The 21,333-nt window shown below is 61.8% G+C and carries 14 protein-coding genes; 6 read left to right on the plus strand and 8 right to left on the minus strand.

Annotation, left to right across the window (positions count from 1 at the left end; genetic code table 11):
• The coding region (locus tag VGN12_16160) for a DUF6159 family protein (GenBank protein ID HEY4310986.1) at positions 1-551 on the plus strand (551 nt) is incomplete at its 5' end.
• A 31-nt stretch (positions 552-582) separates the two neighbouring features.
• Here VGN12_16160 and VGN12_16165 read toward each other — a convergent pair.
• The gene (locus tag VGN12_16165) at positions 583-1,698 is read right to left on the minus strand and encodes a prenyltransferase/squalene oxidase repeat-containing protein (GenBank protein HEY4310987.1); all 1,116 of its coding nucleotides are present in this window, start codon (positions 1,696-1,698) and stop codon (positions 583-585) included.
• A gap of 319 nt (positions 1,699-2,017) precedes the next feature.
• Between VGN12_16165 and VGN12_16170 the strand changes: the two genes are divergently transcribed.
• Complete coding sequence (locus VGN12_16170) at positions 2,018-3,025, plus strand: HAD family hydrolase (GenBank protein ID HEY4310988.1); 1,008 nt, start codon at positions 2,018-2,020, stop codon at positions 3,023-3,025.
• A 45-nt stretch (positions 3,026-3,070) separates the two neighbouring features.
• Here the strand turns inward: VGN12_16170 and VGN12_16175 are convergent, their stop codons facing one another.
• From VGN12_16175 to bcp, 3 genes are all read right to left on the minus strand, one after another.
• Entirely contained in the window at positions 3,071-4,390 is a 1,320-nt protein-coding gene (locus VGN12_16175) for a neutral/alkaline non-lysosomal ceramidase N-terminal domain-containing protein (GenBank protein HEY4310989.1), read from the minus strand.
• Between the two features lie 43 nt (positions 4,391-4,433).
• Positions 4,434-5,549, minus strand: a complete 1,116-nt coding sequence (locus VGN12_16180) for an alpha/beta hydrolase-fold protein (protein HEY4310990.1) — start codon at positions 5,547-5,549, stop codon at positions 4,434-4,436.
• A 78-nt stretch (positions 5,550-5,627) separates the two neighbouring features.
• Entirely contained in the window at positions 5,628-6,107 is a 480-nt protein-coding gene (gene bcp, locus VGN12_16185; GenBank protein ID HEY4310991.1) for a thioredoxin-dependent thiol peroxidase, read from the minus strand.
• Positions 6,108-6,617: 510 nt separating this feature from the next.
• On the opposite strand from bcp, the gene VGN12_16190 reads away from it, so the two are divergent.
• From VGN12_16190 to VGN12_16205, 4 genes are all read left to right on the plus strand, one after another.
• Positions 6,618-6,971, plus strand: coding sequence for a hypothetical protein (locus tag VGN12_16190; protein HEY4310992.1), 354 nt, complete (start codon positions 6,618-6,620; stop codon positions 6,969-6,971).
• Positions 6,972-7,160: 189 nt separating this feature from the next.
• Positions 7,161-10,439 (plus strand): fused MFS/spermidine synthase, encoded by a 3,279-nt coding sequence (locus tag VGN12_16195; GenBank protein ID HEY4310993.1) that lies wholly within the window; start codon positions 7,161-7,163, stop codon positions 10,437-10,439.
• A 257-nt stretch (positions 10,440-10,696) separates the two neighbouring features.
• Positions 10,697-12,544 carry an ABC transporter ATP-binding protein gene (locus VGN12_16200; protein HEY4310994.1) on the plus strand — a complete coding sequence of 616 codons (1,848 nt, stop codon included), beginning with the start codon at positions 10,697-10,699 and terminating at the stop codon, positions 12,542-12,544.
• 78 nt (positions 12,545-12,622) lie between these two features.
• Positions 12,623-14,458 carry an ABC transporter ATP-binding protein gene (locus tag VGN12_16205; protein HEY4310995.1) on the plus strand — a complete coding sequence of 612 codons (1,836 nt, stop codon included), beginning with the start codon at positions 12,623-12,625 and terminating at the stop codon, positions 14,456-14,458.
• 122 nt (positions 14,459-14,580) lie between these two features.
• Here VGN12_16205 and VGN12_16210 read toward each other — a convergent pair whose 3' ends face one another.
• From VGN12_16210 to VGN12_16225, 4 genes are all read right to left on the minus strand, one after another.
• A complete protein-coding gene (locus VGN12_16210; GenBank protein ID HEY4310996.1) occupies positions 14,581-15,729 on the minus strand; it encodes a potassium channel family protein in 1,149 nt (382 codons plus the stop codon).
• 168 nt (positions 15,730-15,897) lie between these two features.
• On the minus strand, positions 15,898-17,409 hold the full coding sequence (locus VGN12_16215; protein ID HEY4310997.1) for a hypothetical protein: 1,512 nt from the start codon (positions 17,407-17,409) through the stop codon (positions 15,898-15,900).
• Between the two features lie 86 nt (positions 17,410-17,495).
• Positions 17,496-18,962: a DUF1501 domain-containing protein gene (locus VGN12_16220; protein HEY4310998.1), complete on the minus strand. Its 1,467-nt coding sequence runs from the start codon at positions 18,960-18,962 to the stop codon at positions 17,496-17,498.
• A 22-nt stretch (positions 18,963-18,984) separates the two neighbouring features.
• The gene (locus tag VGN12_16225; protein HEY4310999.1) at positions 18,985-21,162 is read right to left on the minus strand and encodes a DUF1549 and DUF1553 domain-containing protein; all 2,178 of its coding nucleotides are present in this window, start codon (positions 21,160-21,162) and stop codon (positions 18,985-18,987) included.
• Between the last annotated feature and the right edge of the window lie 171 nt (positions 21,163-21,333).

The following is a 21,333-nucleotide window of genomic DNA, read 5'->3' on the forward strand; positions in this document are numbered from 1 at the left end:
CGATCGGATATGGCCTGAGCGCTGCGTTGGCACGATTGCCGCAGATCCTGGGCTGGGCTTTGTTGTCGGCGACGATCGGTTTGATCCTAAAACGCATTGAAGAGCGGTTACCGCTGGCCGGAAAAATCGTGATCGGCCTGATTGGCATGGCGTGGGCCGCGGTGACGTTCATGGTGGTGCCGATTCTGGCCGCTGAGAAGTTGGGACCGATCGCGGCCGTAAAGCGATCGGCCGGTATTCTGCGGAAGACGTGGGGCGAATCGCTCGTCGGCCAGGTATCGTTGGGCGCGGTGCAGTTCCTGTTCATGTTGCCCGCGTTTCTGGCGGTAGTGGCGGCCGGTTTTGCAACGGCCGGCACGCACAGCTTTTGGCCGCTGTTGATCGTGGGCGCGGCCGTCGCGCTGTATTTGATCGTGCTGGCGATTGCGTTCAGCACGCTGCAGCAGATTTTCCTGGCGGCCGTGTATCAATACGCGGCTCAGGGCACCGTGCCCGCCGGCTTCTCGGCGGAGCTGATCGAATCGGCCTTCCGGTCGAAGGAAAAGAAGTAAGCGGTCGACCGACGTTACAATGCGATAGCGTTTAGTTTGCCTTCGGCATCACGCGCGCCAGCCCAAGCGCGGCCCACGAGCTGGTCGCGCAATGGATCGGCGTCATTAGTTTCGAGCTGCCGGGCGAGCCGTCGGGGGTCGAACGCGAGATCATCGGCCAGGTGCCGTCGGGCAACTGCGTGGCGACCAGAAAATCGATCGCTCGTTTGATCTCAGGACGCTCGGCGGTGAATCCGGCGAGTGAGAGAACGTACAGCGTTTGACCAGTCGCGTAAGCGTCGCTCTTGGGCTCAGGGACGGTCTGGCTCCAACCGGCGTCGGGGCGTTGCAGGGCCAGCAACTGGTCGACCGTGGGTTGCAACGCTTCGCGTGGTTTGCCGGCACGCAGGCCCAACAGCACCTGGAACACTTTTTCCTGGTGCAGATCGGTTTGCCCAGCGGCGTCGAGCCAGGCGACGGCCTTCGTCAGCGCCGTGCGCTGCGGCTCGGGCGAAGCGTCGCTGGTTTCCGCCGCCAGCGCCATGATGATCCAGGCCGCGTCTGTGGCCTGGCTTTCGTTGATCGGCGGTCGCCGTAGCCCGGCGAAGAACTCCCACGATCCATCCGGCTGTTGCTTCGACACGATTTCGTCGGCGATCAATTGCAGGCTTTGCTTTTGCCCATTGGTCAGCTCAGAGAACGCACGGGCGGCGACAGCCAGAAACGGCAGTCCCATGTTCAGCCCACGCCCCTGCGGACGCGAATCGGGAGGATCGGCCGGGTTTGGGAAAATTCGCGAGGCGAGCAGCTTCTCTTTGCTTCCCAGCAACGACTCGACGGTGTCTGCAGCGAATTTCTTGTCGATCGGATAGCCGTCGCGTTCTGCTTCGGCAAGTGCCCACAGCGCGAGTGGGGCATGGTGGCAGGCGGCACACTTACGTGTGCTGAGCCAAGAGGCACTTTCGGCCTGGATATAACCGATCGCGCGCTCGACGGTCTGGTGAACTTGCTCTGCGGTCGCAGAAGGAATCGTAGCGGGAGTCTCGGCAGTAAGATTCACCACCGGAGGAGTTGCGGCCGAAGCAGTAGCGCTTGTATCCTCGGCGCAGGCAAACCGCGCAAAGCTCAGCCCGACGAGTAAGACCGTGATTGGTAATGTGCGCGCCATCGATCAAGCTCCTGCAGGCAAAGTGATCGTCCGCCCAGGCACTTGGATTCTAAACCAGGAGGGGCCATCCCGCCACGACCAGCTATCCTACACCGCCCGACGACGGATCTAGTAAGAAGTTTAGCCATCGAGCACACCGAGGCCACAGAGCGGATATTTATTGAAATCAATGGGATAGCGTTGGTTTTTGAATCTATCATGATCCCTTCTCAGTGATCTCTGTGCCCTCGGTGGCTAATTTCAATAAGAGGAAGGCCGGCCACGGAGTTCACCGAGGCCACAGAGATTTGTGGGGAAGTGATTTCGGAGGTTAAGTGTTATGCGGTGTGTCGTCTGCGTTGCGGCGATGGTCTTCGTGGCTTTGCTGGTCTCGTCGGGACTCGCGGCGGATCCTCTCCCTTCCTGGAACGAGGGATCGAAGAAGCAGGCCATCTTGGAATTCGTCGCGAAGGTTACGCGCGAAGATGGCCCCGACTTCGTCCCGAAGCCGGAGCGAATTGCCACGTTCGACAATGACGGCACGCTTTGGTGCGAGCAGCCGGTTTATTTTCAGGAATTGTTCGCCTTCGACCGTATCAAGGCGCTTGCGCCGCAGCATCCAGACTGGAAAGAGAAGGAACCGTTCAAATCCATTATCAACGACGATCGGCGTGTGCTTGCTGACGGTGGCGAGAAGCTATTGCTGGATGTCGTGGCCGTCACGCATTCCGGCATGACGACCGTCGAATTCAACGATATCGTCCGCGCGTGGCTGCGCACGGCCCGGCATCCCCGATTCGACGTGCCGTACACAAGCTGCGTCTATCAACCGATGCTGGAATTGCTGGCCTACTTGCGGGCCAACGATTTCAAGACGTTTATCGTCTCAGGAGGCGGCGCGGAATTCATGCGCAACTTTGCCGACCAGACCTATGGCATCCCGCCCGAGCAAGTAATCGGCACTACCGGCGTCGTGGAATTTGAAATGCGCGACGGTCGGCCGGTGCTCGTCCGTCTGCCGAAGTTGCGATTTGTGGATGACGGTCCCGGCAAGCCGGTGGGGATCAACACCGTGATCGGCCGCCGGCCCGTAATCGCGTTCGGCAACTCGGATGGTGATTTGGAAATGCTCCAGTACACGACCGGCGGTGACGGGCCGCGCTTTGGCCTGCTGGTGCATCACACCGATGGCGTGCGGGAATATGCGTATGACCATCCGTCGTTGGTGGGCCAGCTCGATAAGGCACTTGCCGCGGCGCCGAAGAATGGCTGGACCGTCGTCAGCATGAAGTCCGATTGGAAGGTCATCTTTCCGTTCGAGCTGGAGAAGCCTGCAGGAAACAAGTAGCGCCAAGCGGCATGTGCGCTTATTTCGCACGTAATCGGCAGCGATCTACTTCGCCATTTCCTGAACGCCCGCGATGGCGCCGGTGACGATCGTGTCCCCCAGCGTCTCGCCGTAGAAGCTGACGCTCGATTCGTAGCCGCCGCGGCGGTATTCATCGGCCGGGAGCATGTAGCTGATCCACTGGTCGGCCAGCCCACCGATCACCGGGTTTTTTGCACCGGTGATGCGGCCTGCTTCGCTCTTGATTTTCATGCCCAGCGACGCGGCCATCTCGCCCGGGACCCCCACGATCAGCAAATCCCCCAAGCGCAGCGCGATGCTATCGGCGTTGTCGGGGAATAGCACAGGGAGCATTTCCTTGAACAGTTTTTCGGTCAGGCCGTATTCCGCGCCGCCGGTTTTCATGAAGTCGGGATGCCAGGTGCGCGCGGGGAGCGGGATGGTGTGCGCGTGATAGGCGAACCGCACATCGGGCGAGGCTTTCGTCGTTTGCCATTGTTTCCAGGCGACGATGCCCAGCTCGCGGCCGTAACGCTCGGCCCGTTCCCACCGGCTGGTTCCGTCCTCCGCGCGACCGATAGGAGCCTGATCCCCTTCGGCGCCGTTGTAGTACATCACGGTAGCGCCCTCGCCGATGAGCGATTCGATGGTGCGCTGCAGATGGCCTGGCCAATCGCCCGAGAATAGCATGTCCTGCTCGTTCATGAATGTCGGATGCGCCGTGAAGTTGACTAATACCGCCAGCGGCTTTCCCTGCTTCGTATCGATGCGGGTGACGGTCAGATCACGATCCGTGACTGTGCCGCCACGACGGTTGCGATTCCATCCCTCGATCGACACCGTGGACGTACCGACCGAGACATCAACCGGCTGTTGCTCGGCTTGGTGAATTAGTTCGACGAGTCTGTCGAGCACGAACTTGTGGACGCGCGCGTTGTAGATGCCGATTTGCGGCACCTGAAATGTATTGCGCGGGTTGATCGCGTTCATCTCGATGCTGGTGTGCGAATGGCTGGGAAGGAGCATGATCTGCTCGGCGGACCAGCCGGCCCCCAACCGCTCGAGCAGCTCGGGCTTCAAGGTCGGCGGCAGGCCGACAATGTCGATCGAGACGAGCGCGAACTTCTGCTGCCCCGCGGTCAGTACAATCGCCTTGGCGAAAATGCGATCGTGGATGCCCTGCGCGGGGCGGTTCATCCGTTCGCCATAACCCCCCAGCGGCACATTGAACTCCAGCGGCGGCGTCAGATCGACGCGCGCCACGCCGGCCTTAAGCTCAGCGGCGCGGCCGACGGCAACATTACCGCAGAGCAAGACGAGACACGCCGAGGCCATCCAGAAGAATCGCGCCGCCGTTGAGATCATTTGCGCACCATTTTGGCGTGGAGATGGATTTCGAGCATTGATTCTACTTCGCGTCGTTCGCAGCGTAGCCTTGCCATAGCCATTGCAGCGCCTTGGGCAATGTCTGTTGCTTGACGCCGCCGTCGCAGTGGACGGCGTTGCGGGCGAAGACGAACTGGTAGTGGTAGCCCTTGTCGGCCAGGACTTTCGCCATGTTCTCGTTGGCCAAGACCCAATCGTGCATGTCGTCGCGCATCGAGTTGGGATTCAGCAGGTCGCGGTCGCTGATCTCGAGCCACAGACGCAGTGGTTTCGCCGGACTACTGGGAATTAGTTCTTTGTGGAATCCCCACGCGCCGTGTGGCGTCTCGGGGTTGTACGGCCATTGCTGGTTCACGTACGTGCCTGAGTAGGTGAGCACACGGTGATAAAGGTCCGGCCGGTACCAAGCCATGGCCAGCGCGCAGGAACCGCCCGAGCTACAACCCATCGTGGCCCGAGCGTCGGGATCTTTTGTGAGCTTCACGTTGCATTGCTTCTCGACCAGCGGCAGGACTTCGCTTTCGACGAATTCGGCATACAGGCCGGACATGGTGTCGTATTCCAGGCCCCGCTGGCTGCCTTGCGCGTCGCCGCTGCCGTTGCCGATCGAGATGGCGATCATCACAGGGACCTTTTTCTGTGCGATCAAATTGTCGAGCGCCGTGAACAACAGCTTGTCGGGCCCGTCCGCGCCGACAATGAACGGCGCGACCGTGCCGGACTGATATTGCTGCGGCACATAGACCGCGACGCGACGCGTGTAAGGAGCCGGGTGGCTGGTGGACACGATCATCCGCGCCGGATTGTCAGGGTCGGGCATGCCTGAGGTGTTCTTTTCGCGGGCGATGCCGGGATAGATTTTGCTATCGGTCGAGTTCATCGTCAGGTTGTGTACGGTCCCTTGCGGCACGTGGAGCTGCACGACCATTTCCGGCGCCGGCTTGTGCGTCGCCCCGATGATGAAGTTTCCTTCGGCATCGATCGGCGGCACTTCGCCATCAGGCAGCTCCTTGGCTTGGACGAAGCCAGGCGTATGCGGGTCGCGCGCGGGCGGAGTTGGCCGCTGGGCCAGGGCATGGCGACCGGTGGCGAATGTGCAGCAGATTAGCAATGCCAGGTTCAGCAGATGTCGATGCATGAGAAGCTCGTTCGGCGTGGCAGATATTAATGAAAGAAACGAAGTCCGATCTTGCGCGCGTGTTGCAGCGAAGGATAATTATTTACCCTCGAGCTTCTTGAGTTCTGCCAGCACGGCATCGTCGTGGCCATCGACCGAGACCTTTTTCCAAATCCTGGCGATCTTGCCTTCGGCGTCGATCAAGTACGTCGAGCGTTGGATGCCCATCGACTTCTTACCGTACATGTTTTTTTCGCGCCAGGCGCCGAACTTTTCGGACACCTTGTGGTCGACGTCAGCCAGCAGGGGGAAGTTCAGCTCGTACTTGTCGCGAAATTTCTCATGGCTGGCCACGTCGTCGGTGCTGACGCCCAGAACATGCGCGCCGAGCTTGGCGAGTTCTTTCTTGCGATCGCGGAAGGCGCACGCCTCCTTGGTGCAGCCCGGCGTGTCATCGCGCGGATAGAAATAGAGAACGACCGGCTGGCCGCGGAGGGCCTTGAGGCTCACTTTTCTGCCATCGTCAGCCGCAAGGGTGAAGTCTGGCGCCGCTTTCCCCTCTTCGAGCCACTCGCCCATGAAAGATTTCCTTTGCTGCAATGAAGTTTAGACCCGCCCGACACGCGCGTGATCGCGGCGTGCGGCGTCGCCGATTGTTATGGTCCTGTTTCGTCGGTCAGGCAAGACCCTGGCTGGCCGGTCAAGGGGGGATTCTCGCGGCACGCCGCCTTCCGATTCCAACGCCGGGTTTGGTCCGAGAAAGTGCGGCTGTTCGCCGTGGCGGGTGGGGTGATTTCGGCGCCCCATTCCGTAAGCTACACTCGTTTGCAGTCAGGCGGCTGTTCCAGCCGTGGCCGGCCCTAAGAATGTTGGACCGAGCATTTTGTCGCGCCGGCACTCGCGGCCGTGATCGTTCGCAGCTCTACAGTCGAAAAAGGACAAAGTTACATGGCTGGAAAAGCGCCAAGCCCGAAACGAAGCGCCGCGAAGAGCGCGGCAGTTAAGCCAGCGCCAGCAAAACAATCGTCTGCGAAGTCGGCCCCTACCAAAACAGCGTCCGCCAAGAGCGTGGCTGCGAAGGTCCCGACCGTGAACGACAACGCGAAGTCCGCGCCTGCGAAAAAGGAAGGCAAGTCCGCGAAGCCAATCGCGGCTGCGAAACCGGCTGCGAAGAAGGGGCCCATCGCGCTGCGCACTCCCGCGGCGCGCAAGAGTACGCCGGGCGGCGACTCCGGCACCTATTACATCGTGGTCGAACACGATGACTTGCGCATTTCGACCGAGAAGCCGAAAACCAATGGCCGCCTGGAGACGGCCGAGAGTTTCATCGAAGCCAAGGAAAAGGCCGTCGATCGATTGATCGATTTGATCGATAGCTTCGAGCGCCGGCTGTGGCAGGTGAAGCAATCCAACGATCACCAATCGCTGGTCGGTGGTGAATAGGCCTTGGCCTCTTCGTGCGCGGCCTATTTGTGGTCCGCGCCGGCCGGTCGACACGGACAGTAGCGCTGCCTATCATGGAATTTCCTGCGCCCGGCATCACTACGCCGGGGGTGGCTGCTCGCACGCCGGGTGCTTGTCTTCGCGTATCCCGTTCCGCGCCTTCGCGCTTCGGTCCAGTTCGCACGCTCGATGAAGAAAAAGCCTTCTCAGAGTCAGGTTTCGTCGCGACTATTCTGGCTGGCGTCGTTGATGTTCTTTCTGTCGGGCGGCACGGGCCTGGCCTATCAGGTGATCTGGTTCAAGCGCTTCGCCCATGTGTGGGGCAGTTCGAGCCTGGCGTTTGCGGCCGTCGGCGGGTCGTTTCTTTTCGGGCTTGGGCTGGGCGCTTACCTGGCGGGACGGCTGGCCGATCGCATCCTCCGGCCGTTGCGCTGGTATGGGGCGTGCGAAGTGGCGATCGGCCTGGTAGCGCTTCTGATTCCGTATCAGATTCAGTGGCTGATTCACGTTTCGGCCGGATTTTATTCGCACTTGCCGGATGAGCCGCTGGCGCGATTCCTCGTGCAGTTTGTCGTTACGCTGCTGGTCGTCGGTCCGCCGTGTGTGTTGATGGGAGCGACGCTGCCGCTGTTGACGCGCGAGCTGACGGCGCGCGACGGAGCGCTCGACCAGGTAACGGGCTGGCTGTACGCCCTCAATACATTTGGCGCCGCCGCGGGCTGTTTCTTGACCGGCTTCCAGCTTCTGCCGGCCTGGGGACTGCTGCCCACGAACAACGCGACGGCGATGCTGAACCTGGCGATCGGCGCCGCCGCACTACTTGTCAGCCGATCTGTGACGGTTCGGTCCGCAACGAGCACACCGCCGCGGCCGACGGAAACCGGCACGGATGTTCAGCAGGAGCGCCCGATCTCGCTGGCAGGGCTGTACCTGGCCGTGGCTTTGACCGGCCTGGGCGCGTTGATTCTTGAAATGACCTGGAGCCGGCAGTTGGCGCTCGTGCTGGGGGGCTCGACGTATGCTTATAGCGCGACCTTGTTTGTCGTGCTGGTCGGCATTGCGACGGGCAGTTTGCTGTTTCACTTGCGCGTGCGCGGCGTAGTCGCCGATCGCATGTTGCCGATCTTTGTGATCTTCGGTTTGGCGGTGACCTGTTTCGCGGGCAAGTTATTTCTGCCCTGGTTATCGGCCTACGCCGGCGACCACCGCGCGATGCGAGAGACTTTGATGGGCAATGCCGGCCTGTGCATCTTAGTGGCCGCGATCGTCGAGTTTTTGCCGTCGGTGGCGATGGGAATTTTGTTTCCGCTGTTTGTCGATTTGACGCACGAACGTGCTGCTCACGTCGGGCGCGCGGTCGGCAATGTCTATGCTTGGAATACGTTCGGTTCGATTGCCGGAGCAACGCTGACCGCCGTAGTGCTGTTTCCCAGAATCGGCACGGCCGGCGCGATGGGCCTGGCGATGGCGTCGTACCTGGTGGCGCTGCTGCTCGTGCTGCCCTTGGGCACCGGCCGCGAGCGAATGACCGCGGCAGGCTCGGCACTGGCGCTATCCGTGATAGTGTTCGGCATCTCGCTTCCGCTGGACCCGCTGCGCACGAATCTGGGTCTGTACATGTACGGCAGCCAGGAGGGGGCGATCGACATCATCGATTGCCCGTATTTCGTCGAAGGGCCCTCGAGCAGTGTGGCGGTCGTAACCTATGGAAGCAATGTCAGCCTGCGGGTGAATGGCAAAGTCGACGCCGGCGATCTGTCGGACATGGTCACCCAGTTGGGGCTGGCCTACATTCCGCGCATCTTTCAACCAGAAGCGCGCGACGTGCTGGTGATCGGCTTTGGCAGCGGCACGACGTCGGGCACCAGCCTGCTGTTCCCCGACACCCGCGTGACGACTTGCGAAATCGAACCGGCGGTCATTGGCGCGGAACCGTTTTTCGAACGGGTCAATCATCGTCCGCTGGCCCGCACGCGCGGCCACCTGGAGCAGCAGAACGCGACATTATCCCCGGAACGCCGCCGTAGCGAAGAGCAAATCACGGCCGAAGCCGTGTACCGCGTCGTGCTCGGTGACGGGCGAGGCCAGTTACAGGGAGGCATCGCCGAGTACGACCTGATTATTTCCGAGCCATCGAATCCGTGGCTGGCCGGCGTGTCGAACTTGTTTACGGAAGAGTTTTTTGCGGCCGCCAAGGCGCGATTGCGCCCGGGGGGTGTGCTCGCCCAGTGGATTCAGACCTATAACATCGCGCTTTCCGACTACTTGATGATCGTGCGCACGATGCGAACGGTGTTTCCGCATTGCGGATTGATAACGCTGACGTCCGGGGCGGATACGATCCTGCTGGCTTCGGACCGGCCGCTGGCGCCGGATACGGCACAGCTCGATGCCTTGCAACAGCAGATCGATACATCGGCCGATATCAGCTTCGATTGGCAGCAATGGTTCAACACCAACGATGTGCGAACGCTGCTCTTGGCGCGGTACACGATCGATCAGGAGATGCTGGATCAAATGGTGAAGAAGGACAGTTCGCAAAAGATCAACACAGATCTGAACCTGGCGCTCGAGTTCAACGCCCCGTTGCATCTGTTCAAAGAACTGCCCGACGCATTGAGTGCTCGCGTGCGACTGATGCGCTTGCCACATGCGAAGTGGAGCGCGCGGCTGGGCGAGCTGATCGGCGCGCCGCCGGAAAGCGGTCCCTACCAGGTGGCCCTGGCGCTCGAGCAATATGACTTCGAAAACTACGAGCCCGCCATCAAGCTATTGCAAGACGCGATCGCCAAAGATCCGAGCTTATCGCAGGCTTATCGCGCTCTGGCGAACGTGTACCTCAAAATGAATAAGGCGAACGAGGCGGTGCGCGTGCTCGAGGGCTGGATCAACGAACAACCACAACGCGTCGACTCGCGCGTGGCGCTGTTCAATTGCTACAAGTCACTGGGACGCAGTGCTGATGCGGTGGCCATCTTTCGTCCGGCAGTCGAGATCGATCCCAAGAACTCGCTGTTCCGCACAATTTTGGGGAGGGAATTACTGGCGCTGCATCGCAACAGTGAGGCCGCGCCCCAACTGCGCAAGGCATTAGAGCTCTCGCCCGGATTGGCTGACGCGCCGCGGAACCGCGATTGGATCAACAGCTACGCCCGGATTTTGGCGACCAGCCCCGTCGATGCCGACCGCGATGGTCAAGAGGCGTTGCGCTGGGCAATGCAACTGGCGCAAGGGGTCGATTACGATCAATGGAGCCTGATCGACACGCTGGCCGCCGCACTTGCCGAGACCGCAAACTTTGCCGAGGCCGTGAAGCAAATGCAGCACGTTTTGCGGCGGGCCGAGGCTGACCGTAACAGCACCGCCGCCGACATCGCGCGCCAGCGGCTCACGCTGTATCAGGCCGGCAAGCCGCTGCGCGAGCAGGCAGAGCCGGCGGTCTTCTCCCCCGAACCGCCGAAGGAATAGTTCCCAACTGCCCCGCGTTTTCTAAGGGACCTCCCGGCAAACTCTTTGCCGAGGTTGCGGCGATTGGCTCTTTCGACCGCTCTCACTAGCTCCGCTAAATGCCCCAGATTTCAGCCTGTACCCTCGGGCGAAGTGCGACTAGAGTATCGCCCCCCGAGTTGGAACAGATTCCTTTTTTTCTCCGCCGGTCGCGAACATCTGGGGCCCGCAATTGCGGTCGAATGTTCGCCGGCTGGCAAGCTGAGCCAGTAAGCGTTTTGTCTACCATCCACTCGTCCGATCCTGAAACGTCTTCGTCGACGCTGGCGCTCACGGCGCGCATGCTCCGGCTTGCGTGGCGCCATCGCTGGGGATGCTGCACGCTGCTTGCGCAGCAGATCGCGCTGTTGGCGCTGGCCCTGGCGGGGCTAGGGCTGACGGGACTGGCGATCGATGTCATTCGTCACGAGGTGGACACGACCAGCCCGGCGCCCGATTGGCCTCGCTGGCTTTCGCAGCCCGTGGGTTGGTCGGCGCTCGCGCAAGTCTTGGGTCTGGCGGGCCTGGTGCTGCTGTTGGCAAGTCTGCGCGCGGTGTTGAATTACTTTCATGCCGTGGCCTCGGCGCGGCTGGTGCAGCAGCAGATCGTGGTCGAACTGCGAGCCGCGATTTATGAAAAGCTGCACGACCTGAGCAGCCGCTTCTTTCGCACGAACTCGACGACCTCGATCATCAATCGCGTTACGAGCGATGCGCAATCGGTGCGGCAGTTCGTCGAGGGGATGGTCCTGCAACTGGTCATCCTGCTGCTGTCGTTGACGGTCTATCTGACCTACATGCTGCGGATTCATGCCGGCCTTTCGTTGGCCTGTCTGGCCACCATGCCGGTGTTGTGGTTCGTGGCCGCGACGTTCTGCCGCGTCGTGCGACCAGCCTACGATCACAATCGGACCTTGATGGACCGGTTGATCCAGGTTCTTTCCGAGAACGTGCGCGGGATGCGCGTGGTGCGCGGCTTCGCGCGCGAGGCGGATCAGATCCAGCGCTTTCGCCGCGCCAACGACGACGTCCAGGCACAGCAGAAATACATCTTCTGGCGGCTAAGCCTGTTCACGCCGACGAGTGAATTCCTGTCGACTTTGAACCTGGCGGTGCTGCTGGGCTACGGCGGATATCTGGTCACTACGGACGGATTGCCGTTAGGCGCCGGGCTGATTGTTTTCTCCGGATTGCTGCAGCAGTTCTCGGGACAGGTCAGCAAGATGGTGAACGTGCTGAATAGCATGCAGCAGAGCCTGGCCGGTGCGAGGCGCGTGTTCGAGGTGCTGGATGCGCCGGTCGAGATTCATTCGCCGCCGTTTCCGCGCCGGCTGCCCACGCCGCGCGGTTCGATCACTTTCGAAAACGTGTCGTTTCATTATCAGGCGGGCGAGCCCGTCTTGTCCGACGTCGACCTGCGCATCCGGCCGGGACAGCGCGTTGCCATCCTCGGCGCGACCGGTTGCGGCAAGAGCTCGCTATTGCACCTGGTACCGCGGTTTTGCGATCCTGGCGAGGGACGCGTGCTGGTCGATGGAATCGACGTGCGGGCATTGGCGCTCGAAGATTTGCGCCGCGCCGTAGGGTTGGTTTTTCAAGAGACGTTCTTGTTCAGCGATACCGTGGCGGCCAACATCGCGTTTGGCCATCCGCAGGCGACGCGCGAGCAAATCGAACGCGCTGCCAAAATTGCCGCCGCCGATCAATTCATTCGCCAACTGCCCGACGGTTACGACACCTGGCTCGCCGAGGAAGGGAGCAATCTGTCCGGCGGCCAGCGGCAACGTCTAGCGATTGCCCGGGCCGTGCTGCTCGAGCCGCCAATCCTGCTGTTGGACGATCCCACGGCCGCTGTCGATGCGCAAACCGAACACGAGATCCTGGAGGCCATTGATCGGGCCATGCAGGGGCGCACGTCGATCATCGTTACGCACCGCCCGGCTGTTTTGCAACGGGCCGACCTGGTGCTGGTCATGGACCAGGGGTGCATTGTCGAAGCCGGATCACACGACGAGCTGTCGCGCTGTGCAGGACATTATTGCCAGGTCACGCGACTGCACGCCGAACAAGCCGCGTGCTACGCCTGAAAACACTGCGACGATCACGCGCGGCGCATTCGATTGACAAATCCTTCACCTCGAACAGCAACGAACCCCACACGAATCATGTCGACAACCGCGTTAGGGCGCGAAAAACTAAAGCGGAGACACTGCCCAACACTCCCCGCTCTTGCGGGCGATGATGAGTACGATTCAGCGCCCCCTCCCGGCCTGAAAACGATGCGCTGGCTGTATGGCTTCACCGGGCCCTACGCCCGCAAGCGCAACACGCTGTTGGTGCTGGTTGTGATTCGCTCGATGCAATTAGCGGCGCTCGCCTGGGTGACCGGCTATGTGGTCAGTGGTCCGATCGCAAGGCATTCGTTGAATGGATTAGCGATCGGCGTAGCGACATACGTCGTTCTAGCGGCTGCGACGAATATCTGCTTTCACTTTCGCCAGCGCTTGGCTCTAGAGCTGGGGGAATGCGTCGTCCACGACTTGCGTGAGGCGATTTTCCTGCATCTGCAGCAGATGACCTCCAGCTTTTTCAATCGCACGAAGCTGGGAAGCGTGATCAGCCGCATGACGTCCGATACCGAGGCGGTGCGGGCCGGCGTGCAGGATGTGGTGTTCACCAGCCTGGTGGGCCTGGGTCAGATGCTGGTCGCCTCGACGTTGATGCTGTGGTACGACCCAGTGCTGTTTCTGGTCGTGGCTGCCATGGGGCCGGTGTTGGGATGGTTGAACTATCGATTTCGCGGCCGGCTGAGTAATGCGCACCGGGCGGTGCAGGAAAGCTTCAGCCGTGTCACGGCGAGGCTGGTCGAGGCGGTGCATGGCGTGCATGTCACTCAGGGCTTTGCTAGGCAGGAAACCAGCGCTCGCCTGTTCCGAGATTTGGTGGCCGATCATTCGGTCTACAACATGGAGGCGGCGCGCTCGGCGGGCGTGTTCGTGCCGCTACTGGAATTCAACAGCCAAGCGTTTCTGGCTTCGATTTTGATTCTCGGCGGCTATCGGGTCCTGACGCCGGGGATCGGCGCGCCGGCGGGCGAATTGATCCAGTTCATGTTTCTGGCGAACATCTTTTTCGCGCCCATTCAGACGCTGGGAGATCAATACAACCAGGCGATTCTGACGCTGGCTGGCGCGGACCGTGTGCGACGCTTCCTGGCCGTCGAGCCCGACTGGATTGACTCTCCCGCGGCCCGACCCGTCGCGCGGATCGCAGGCGAGGTCGTCTTCGAGGATGTGTCGTTCGCCTACCAGGAAAACCGGCTGGTCCTCGAAGAAATCAGTTTCAAGGCCGAACCAGGGCAATGCATCGCGCTGGTCGGGCATACCGGCAGCGGCAAGAGTTCGATCATCAACCTGATCGCTAAATTCTATTTGCCGACCAGTGGGCGCGTCTTGATCGACGAACACGACATACGCGACCTGCAATCCTTTTCGTTGCATCGACAGATGGGAATCGTGCAGCAGCAGAACTTCCTCTTCTGCGGCTCGGTAGCGGACAACATTCGCTTTGGCCGGCCCGAGGCGACCGACGAAGAGGTCGCCGCGTCGCTCGAAAAGCTGGGCTGCCACGATTTCCTAGAGGCGCTGCCCGGTGGCCTGCACGCGGATGTGGGGGAATGTGGACGGAATCTGTCACTGGGGCAACGGCAGTTGGTTTGCTTCGGACGAGCGATGCTGGCCGATCCGGCGATCCTGATCCTCGACGAAGCCACGAGCGCCATCGACATATTCACCGAGCATCGCATCAGCCAGGCCCTATCGCGGCTGATCGCCGGGCGAACCAGCTTTATCGTGGCACATCGCTTGAGCACAATTCGTAACGCCGACCTGGTGCTGGTTTTGGAAAACGGACGGATCATCGAGCAAGGCACCCCGGCGGAGCTGATGTCGCACAACGACCGTTACGCCACGTTAGAGCGGCAGTACAGAAGCGCCGCGTGAGAAGAGCGGAGCGCGAAGTGCTGAGCAATGAGTTCGAATCGCTGAGTAGAAAAGGCGCCTTTGCTCGGCGATTCGCACTGATCATTCTGCATTTCCGTCACTGCCCTGTGCCGACTTTGTTGCTAGGCAAAATGGTCGTCGCGGGGTGGGGCGTGCAGTTTGCCGATGCCGGCGGTGCGGCGCATCCAGGCGCTGGTTTGCCAGTTGTCGACCGTTTCGACTTCGCGATACACCGGGGGTACGGCGAACACGAAATTCGATCCCAGCGCTAAGAGAAACGGCTCGTACATCGCCCGTAATTCGGCGTACTTGGCGCGGGCTGTCTCCTCGTCGTGCAGTTGGATGCCCGCCTTCTGCAGCTCGTCCCGTAGATGTTCCAGGGCCGTGCTTGAGAGGCGACGATCGACCTCGATCTGCGGAGGGACGTGGAAGACCAGCACTAGGTCGACGGCCGCATGCCGGGACATAGCGAAGGTGAGCTGCGCCTGGTAGATGGCCACGCCTTTAACCATCGCGATCAATAGCGCGCAGGCGTCGAGAGCCGCGGTGAGGGCCGCCAGCCAGGATTGATTGTCGTGTTGCGAGCGATAGTAGCTCAGCACCGGGAACGACAAATGGCTTTCCAGAACTTCGGCCGACCATTGCTCCAAATCTTGCAGCAGCCGGCGAATCGCCTCGACGTCGTGGCTCACCGCGGCGCGCACCAACAGTGCGCCGCCTGACGGAGGCGAGCCGGCCCGGGCGTCGAGCATCGAGATGATGGTCTCGCGCCGCGAAAAGGCCTGATACAACACCGGCAAATAGCCGATCACCACGGCCAGAAAACCGAAACCAGTCCCGGCTTCGACCACGGCCAGGAAACGGCCAATCGAATTCAGCGGTACCAGGTCGCCGAAGCCTAGGGTAAAGATCGTTGTACCGCTCAGGTACAGGTAAGAGCCCAAGGTGATCGCTTCGTTGCCGGGCATGTGCAACACCGTCCCGAGAGACCAGTGCAACCAGGCGAAGGCCAGCGTCAGGCCCCCCATCCAACACGCGAACAGCATCAGGATCGACATCGGGCCAAAAACGCTGAGAAACCCTTCGCGCATCCGGCCCGGCGAAAGCCGCAGCGCGATAAAGCGCCAAGGAATCCACAGCGTGCGATAGAAGATACGCGTCAGCCGTAACCGTCGCGTGACGCGCCGCGGCAGGACCATCGTCTCGAAACCATCCAGCAGCACCAGCGCCAACAGGCAGATGCTCGCGAATACCGAGACGATCGCCATCATTAATCCTGACGGGTTACAGAGGGGTCGAGAACGGACCGCGCGCAGGCAACCGGCCAGCGTGCGCCGCCGCTGATCTTAACGCCTGGCGAGAACCAGGGAAATCGGGCGCCATCGCGCACTTTTTGAGCAAAAGCAGGCCGCGAGACCGATCGATACGCGGGCGACGCGTTATTCTGCGAGCAGGCGTTGTCGCAGCGTGTAATACAGCACGATCGGCACCGTGATCGCGAACAAGAGTACGTAGTAGATGCTGAATGCCGCTTCGTTCCACTGGTCTAACGGGCCGGTGATGAGTTGCGCGATGACGTTCTGCTGCACCAGAACCAGTGCCATCAGCCAGCCGGCGCGCGGGAAGAGATTGCCGCGGAAGTTTCTCGGGCGCGGCCAGAAGAGCGTGCATGCACAGATCGCGATCAGTATCGCCAGAAAGCACGGTCCGAAGATGCGCCACAACTGGGCGCTGTAATAATCCTCGTTGCCGTAATAAATGTTGAACCACCCCTTCAGGCCGGCGCGGAGCGAAATGCCCAGCCCGTAAAGCAGTCCCACGTACAGGCCCCAGCGTTCGAGGTTGGGATCGCCGTACGCCTCAGTATCGGGTTCAGGTTCGCGCGCGTACGCGTTTCGGCGCAGCAAGTAGTAAGCGATGCCGAATACGACAGCCGTTCCGAAGTACAACTGACCCCACAGTCGTCCTGCTGAGAGGAGCAAAAAACCGAACCACGCCGTGAGCAAAAGGTAAACGGCCAACCATTCCAGGTTCGGCCCTGTGATCGAGCGGCGCGAACGCACGATGGCTTGCTCGGCCGGTGACATGCGACCATTGACCAGAAAGTAGGCCAGACCCAGGGCCACGCCGATGCTCAGCCCACCTGACGATTCCCAACAGCGCCACCAGTTGAAACTCGCGCCCGGCCAGACGTCGGGGGCCCATTTCCAATTCTGGCACGCGGCCCAGCCTGCCCCATTGACGATGCCGACGGTCAGTATCAGCACGACGTTTTTCCAATCGCGCCGCGCGAGCTCGAAGAGCAGCAATCCGAGGTACAGCCCCACGTGGAACAGCGCCGATCCGCAATCGTTGATCAATCGGCGCAGGGTTGGATTCTGTTCGAGGTCGCGGTAACGATCGGCGAACTCGTCGTACATCGGCAAGAAGTATTGCGGGTACGCGTCGAACAGATAACGCGCGAGATACGCTCCGCCGATTCCGCAGGCCAGGCGAATGACCCAATGCCAGACGCGCGTCGTGCGTTGCGAACCGCACCACGCCAGCAGGCAGGCGCTGACGCCGGCCCATGGCACGCCGGCGATGAATAACCACAGAAAGCCATAGGCCCGCGAGATCGGTACCGATTCACCGGCGGCGGCATTGGTGACCATCTTTCCTTCGAAGAAGCTGGGCCATTGCATCCAACCGCGCGCGCCGGCGATGCCCATGCCGACCGTGACGGCCAACACGATCCAGCCCGATGCGTAGCGGCGCGTTGGCTCGCCGTTTGGGTTGCGTGCGATGAACCACCACGCGGCGCCCCACGTTACGCCGGCGAAAATACAACCGACCGAGGCACCAAAGCCGGAGCACCCACGCACGGCCCACGTCATGCCGCCGAGCGCCACGAACAATAGGGTGGGCAGAAAAAGATCTTCGACCAGGTCGCGTCGGGCAGGTGATTGCATGGGGCGGGCTTCATGCGGGCGAGAGGACTATCGGGTGGGCAGACGAGGAATTCGGCACGCAAAAGCGTTTCAGCGACAGGCGTGGCTTAGCCCGGATAGATCTGGGAGATCAGCTCGCCGCCGTTGATCGTGGCACGCTCGTGACGACCATTGTGCAGCCACGTTAACTCTTTGTGATCCAGCCCCAACAGCGCCAGTACCGTGGCGTGGAGATCATGCACGTGGGCCCGATCTTGGATGGCGAACAGTCCCATCTCGTCGGTCGCACCGATGATGCGTCCGCCCGGCAGTCGGGCGCCGGCCATCCACATCGTGAAGCCGTACGGATTGTGATCGCGGCCGTCCCCCTTCTCGGACATGGGAGTTCGCCCGAACTCGCCTCCCCAGATGACGAGCGTTTCGTCCAACAGACCTCGCTGCTTCAGATCCATCAACAACCCGGCGATTGGTTTGTCGCTGGCCCGGCATAGTCCGCCGTGGTTCTCTTCGATTTTGCTGTGGGCGTCCCAGCGGCTGCCCGATCCGCAATAGACCTGCACGAAGCGGACGCCGCGTTCGACCAGGCGCCGTGCGAGCATGCACGAGCGCCCCATGGCCTCGGTCTCGTCCTGGTCGAGGCCATACATCGCGTGCGTCGTCGCGGTTTCTTCGCCAAGGTCCACAGCCTCGGGCGCCGCGGCTTGCATGCGATAGGCCAGCTCGTAACTGGCGATGCGCGCTTCGAGATCTGGGTCGTAGTTGCGCTCGCGCGCGTGGCGCGTGTTGATATCGGCCAGCAAATCGAGCTTCGCCCGCTGCCTCGCGGAGGTAATCGCGGCCGGTGGTTCCAGGTGCAGCACCGGTTCGGCACCGCGACGAAAGCGCGTCCCCTGATAGGTGCCGGCCATGAAGCCGGTTCCCCAATTGCGCGCGCCGCCCGGAGGTTCGCGATCTCCGTCGGTCAGCACGACGAACGACGGCAGGTTTTGGTTTTCGGTTCCTAGTCCGTACGTGGCCCAACTTCCCAAGCTCGGCCGGCCGGCCAAAATCGAGCCTGTGTTCATTTGGCAAACCGAACCGACATGATTCAAACCGTCGGCCCAGCACGAGCGGATCACGGTCAATTCATCGGCGCACGTGGCCAGGTGCGGTAACCAATCCGATACGGGAATGCCGCTTTGCCCGGCCGGGCGAAAGACGCGGCGGCTGGCCAGCAGTGCATTGTTCGACACGCCCATCGGCGTGATTGGGCGTTTGATGCTCGGCGGCAAGGGCTGCCCGGCCAGCGCGTTGACCTCGGGCTTGGGATCAAACGTATCGAGCTGGCTGGGCCCGCCATCCATGAACAAGAAGATCACGCTTTTGGCGCGCGGGGCGAACATGGCGGGGCGAGCCGCGAGCGGCGAAGAGTTTGCGGTGCTCTGCGCGGTCGCGGACTCATTGCCGCGCGCATCATTCAACAGGGCCACCAGCGGTAGCGCTCCAAAGCCGGCCCCGCAGCGCAGCAAAAACTGGCGCCGCGATCGCTCCGGCATGGCCTGCGTGCTCTGGATGTCTGTCGCCCGTCGGTTCATGTCGCTTTCTGATGAAACACTTTCAATCTACGAACAAGAATTCGTTGCTGTTGAGCAGCACGTGGCAAAGGTCGACGATTGCCTCGGAGTTCGGCTTAGCGGCAGCGTCTCCTGTCTGCTCAAGAAATCTCGCGGCTGACGCGACTTCGTCAGGCTGCGCGGCACGCTGGAATACGAGCCGATAAGCCGCGCGGATTGCTCGCTCGGGATCGGCCGAGGCCGTTTGTTCGACGCGCGCTGCCAGCGCCCGGGCGCGATCGAGCGACCATTCGGCATTCCACAAGAACAATGCCTGCGGCGCGGTCGTGGTTTCCATCCGGCGCGTGCAGGTCTCGTGCGTGTCCGGCATGTCGAACACTTCGAGCAGTGGTTCGCGCAGGTTGCGCCGCACCAACAGGTAAATCGAGCGGCGATTGCGCTGCGCCGGATCGGCGTCAGGTTGCCAGGCGTAGGCCGACCTCAGCCCCTTGGGGAGTTCGCTGAGGACGCCTGGCCCACCCATTTGCAGGTTCAATTCGCCGCTGGTGGCCAGTAATGCATCGCGCAACTGCTCGGCCGAGAGCCGACGGCGCGCAAACCGGGAATAAGGAGCGTTGTCGGCATCGCGCGCGAGCATCTCGTCGGACGCTGGCGCCGACGCTCGGCGATACGCGGCCGAGGTCATGATCAACCGATGGAGCGGTTTCATCTGAAAACCGCGCGCGGTCCATTCCGAGGCCAGCCAATCCAAGAGCGCCGGGTGTGTCGGACGTTCGCCTTGCCGGCCGAAATCGCCGCTCGATGCAACCAGCCCTCGCCCGAAATGTTGCTGCCACACCCGATTGACCATCACTCGCGGCGTTAGCGGATTATCGGGACTGGTCATCCAGCGCGCGAGTACCAGACGCCGTCCGGTGCTATGCCCCTGTGGTTGGATCGACGGTGCTTGCGGCGCGAGGACGCTCAAGAAGCCGGGCTCGATCGGTTCGTCATTGCCGGGGATGGTGGTCGCCGGCGCGTCAGTACCCGTGTCACGAGCCATCGCGGCTAGTGCCGGCGGTTCAGGCGCCGCTCCGTGTTCTTCGCGTATTTGTTTGCGCAGTGCTGCGTGTTCCTTGCGCTGCGTTTCGTTCATTCGTTTTGCGACGTCGTCCGGGCCGATCACCAATTGCCGCGACGCCAGCTCGATCATCTGCGCTTCCAGCGGTGTGCGACCGGCGGCCGGAGCGTCGAAGATCTTCTGCATGTAGTCCGGAAAGACGCTGCGCTTCTCGGCCATCAGCTTTGCGCGGTGTGGCGCTTCAATCGCGGCAATCTGGTCGCGTAGCGGTGCGGTCGCGGTCTCCCAGGCGGCCTGCCGCTCGGCCAGCGCGGCGCGCTCGGCGCCGCTGGCCAGTGGTTCGTCGTCCACGAGCGCTAGCGCCGCGAAAAACGATTGCAGACGAAAATAGTCAGCCTGCAACAGCGGGTCGTATTTATGATCGTGGCAGCGCGCGCAACCGATCGTCAGCCCCAGGAAGACTTGGCCGGTCACGTCGGTAATGTCATTGAGAATGTTGCTGCGCTGATCCGCCACGTCGCGGCCGTTTTCTTCGTACGGACCGAGTCGCAGATAGCCGGTCGCAACCAGGGCGCGCGGATCATCGGGGCGCAGCTCGTCGCCGGCCAATTGCTCGATGATGAACTGGTCGAAACCTTCGTCTCGGTTGAACGACTCGATGACGTAATCGCGATAGCGCCAGGCATTGGGGCGCAGATCGTCGGACTTGAATCCGTCGCTCTCGGCATATCGCACCAGGTCGAGCCATGATCGTGCCACGTGTTCGCCGTAGCGGGGTGACGCGAGCAGCCGGTCGATCATTCGCTCGCAAGCGTCGGGAGCGGTATCCGCCTCGAACGCGGTGACTTCATCAGGCGTCGGCGGCAATCCATGTAGGTCGAACGTCGCCCGGCGAATCAATGTGCGGCGGTCCGCTTCGGGGGCTGGCGTCACGTGGGCGGCCTGGAGCCGCTCGAGCAGAAACGCATCGACCGGATGATCGCCGGCCGCATCGATCGTGGGCACGGTCGGCCGAACGCACGGTTGCCAGGCCCAGTAGTCGCGGTCCTCGGCGGTGAATGTCGTGGCTTCGGCCGCGCGCACCGTCGGCAGCGAGAAGCTGCTCGCGACGAATGCCACCAAGCATGCAAACGCGATGAGCGTGTGGTGGCGGGAAGGCATCGGACGCACCTACGGCGGGAGAACTCGGGCGGCATGCGGCCCCGCGGGAGTTTGCGCCGCCCCCGAGGCCACTGGATAGCCTAAAGGGATCGCCGGCGCAATTCAACGCGCGGTTCGAGGAATGGGCCTGATTGCTGGCAGCCGGACACGGGCAGCAGTTAGATTGCCCGG

The organism is Pirellulales bacterium, from assembly GCA_036499395.1.
In the GTDB taxonomy this organism is placed as follows: Bacteria; Planctomycetota; Planctomycetia; order Pirellulales; family JACPPG01; genus JACPPG01.

Excerpts from the sequence above, each read along its gene's own strand:
- VGN12_16165 (HEY4310987.1), bottom strand. The coding sequence starts at position 1,698 with ATGGCGCGCACATTACCAATCACGGTCTTACTCGTCGGGCTGAGCTTT.
- VGN12_16170 (HEY4310988.1), top strand. The coding sequence starts at position 2,018 with ATGCGGTGTGTCGTCTGCGTTGCGGCGATGGTCTTCGTGGCTTTGCTG.
- VGN12_16175 (HEY4310989.1), bottom strand. The coding sequence starts at position 4,390 with ATGATCTCAACGGCGGCGCGATTCTTCTGGATGGCCTCGGCGTGTCTC.
- VGN12_16180 (HEY4310990.1), bottom strand. The coding sequence starts at position 5,549 with ATGCATCGACATCTGCTGAACCTGGCATTGCTAATCTGCTGCACATTC.
- bcp (HEY4310991.1), bottom strand. The coding sequence starts at position 6,107 with ATGGGCGAGTGGCTCGAAGAGGGGAAAGCGGCGCCAGACTTCACCCTT.
- VGN12_16195 (HEY4310993.1), top strand. The coding sequence starts at position 7,161 with ATGAAGAAAAAGCCTTCTCAGAGTCAGGTTTCGTCGCGACTATTCTGG.
- VGN12_16205 (HEY4310995.1), top strand. The coding sequence starts at position 12,623 with ATGTCGACAACCGCGTTAGGGCGCGAAAAACTAAAGCGGAGACACTGC.
- VGN12_16210 (HEY4310996.1), bottom strand. The coding sequence starts at position 15,729 with ATGATGGCGATCGTCTCGGTATTCGCGAGCATCTGCCTGTTGGCGCTG.
- VGN12_16215 (HEY4310997.1), bottom strand. The coding sequence starts at position 17,409 with ATGCAATCACCTGCCCGACGCGACCTGGTCGAAGATCTTTTTCTGCCC.
- VGN12_16220 (HEY4310998.1), bottom strand. The coding sequence starts at position 18,962 with ATGAACCGACGGGCGACAGACATCCAGAGCACGCAGGCCATGCCGGAG.
- VGN12_16225 (HEY4310999.1), bottom strand. The coding sequence starts at position 21,162 with ATGCCTTCCCGCCACCACACGCTCATCGCGTTTGCATGCTTGGTGGCA.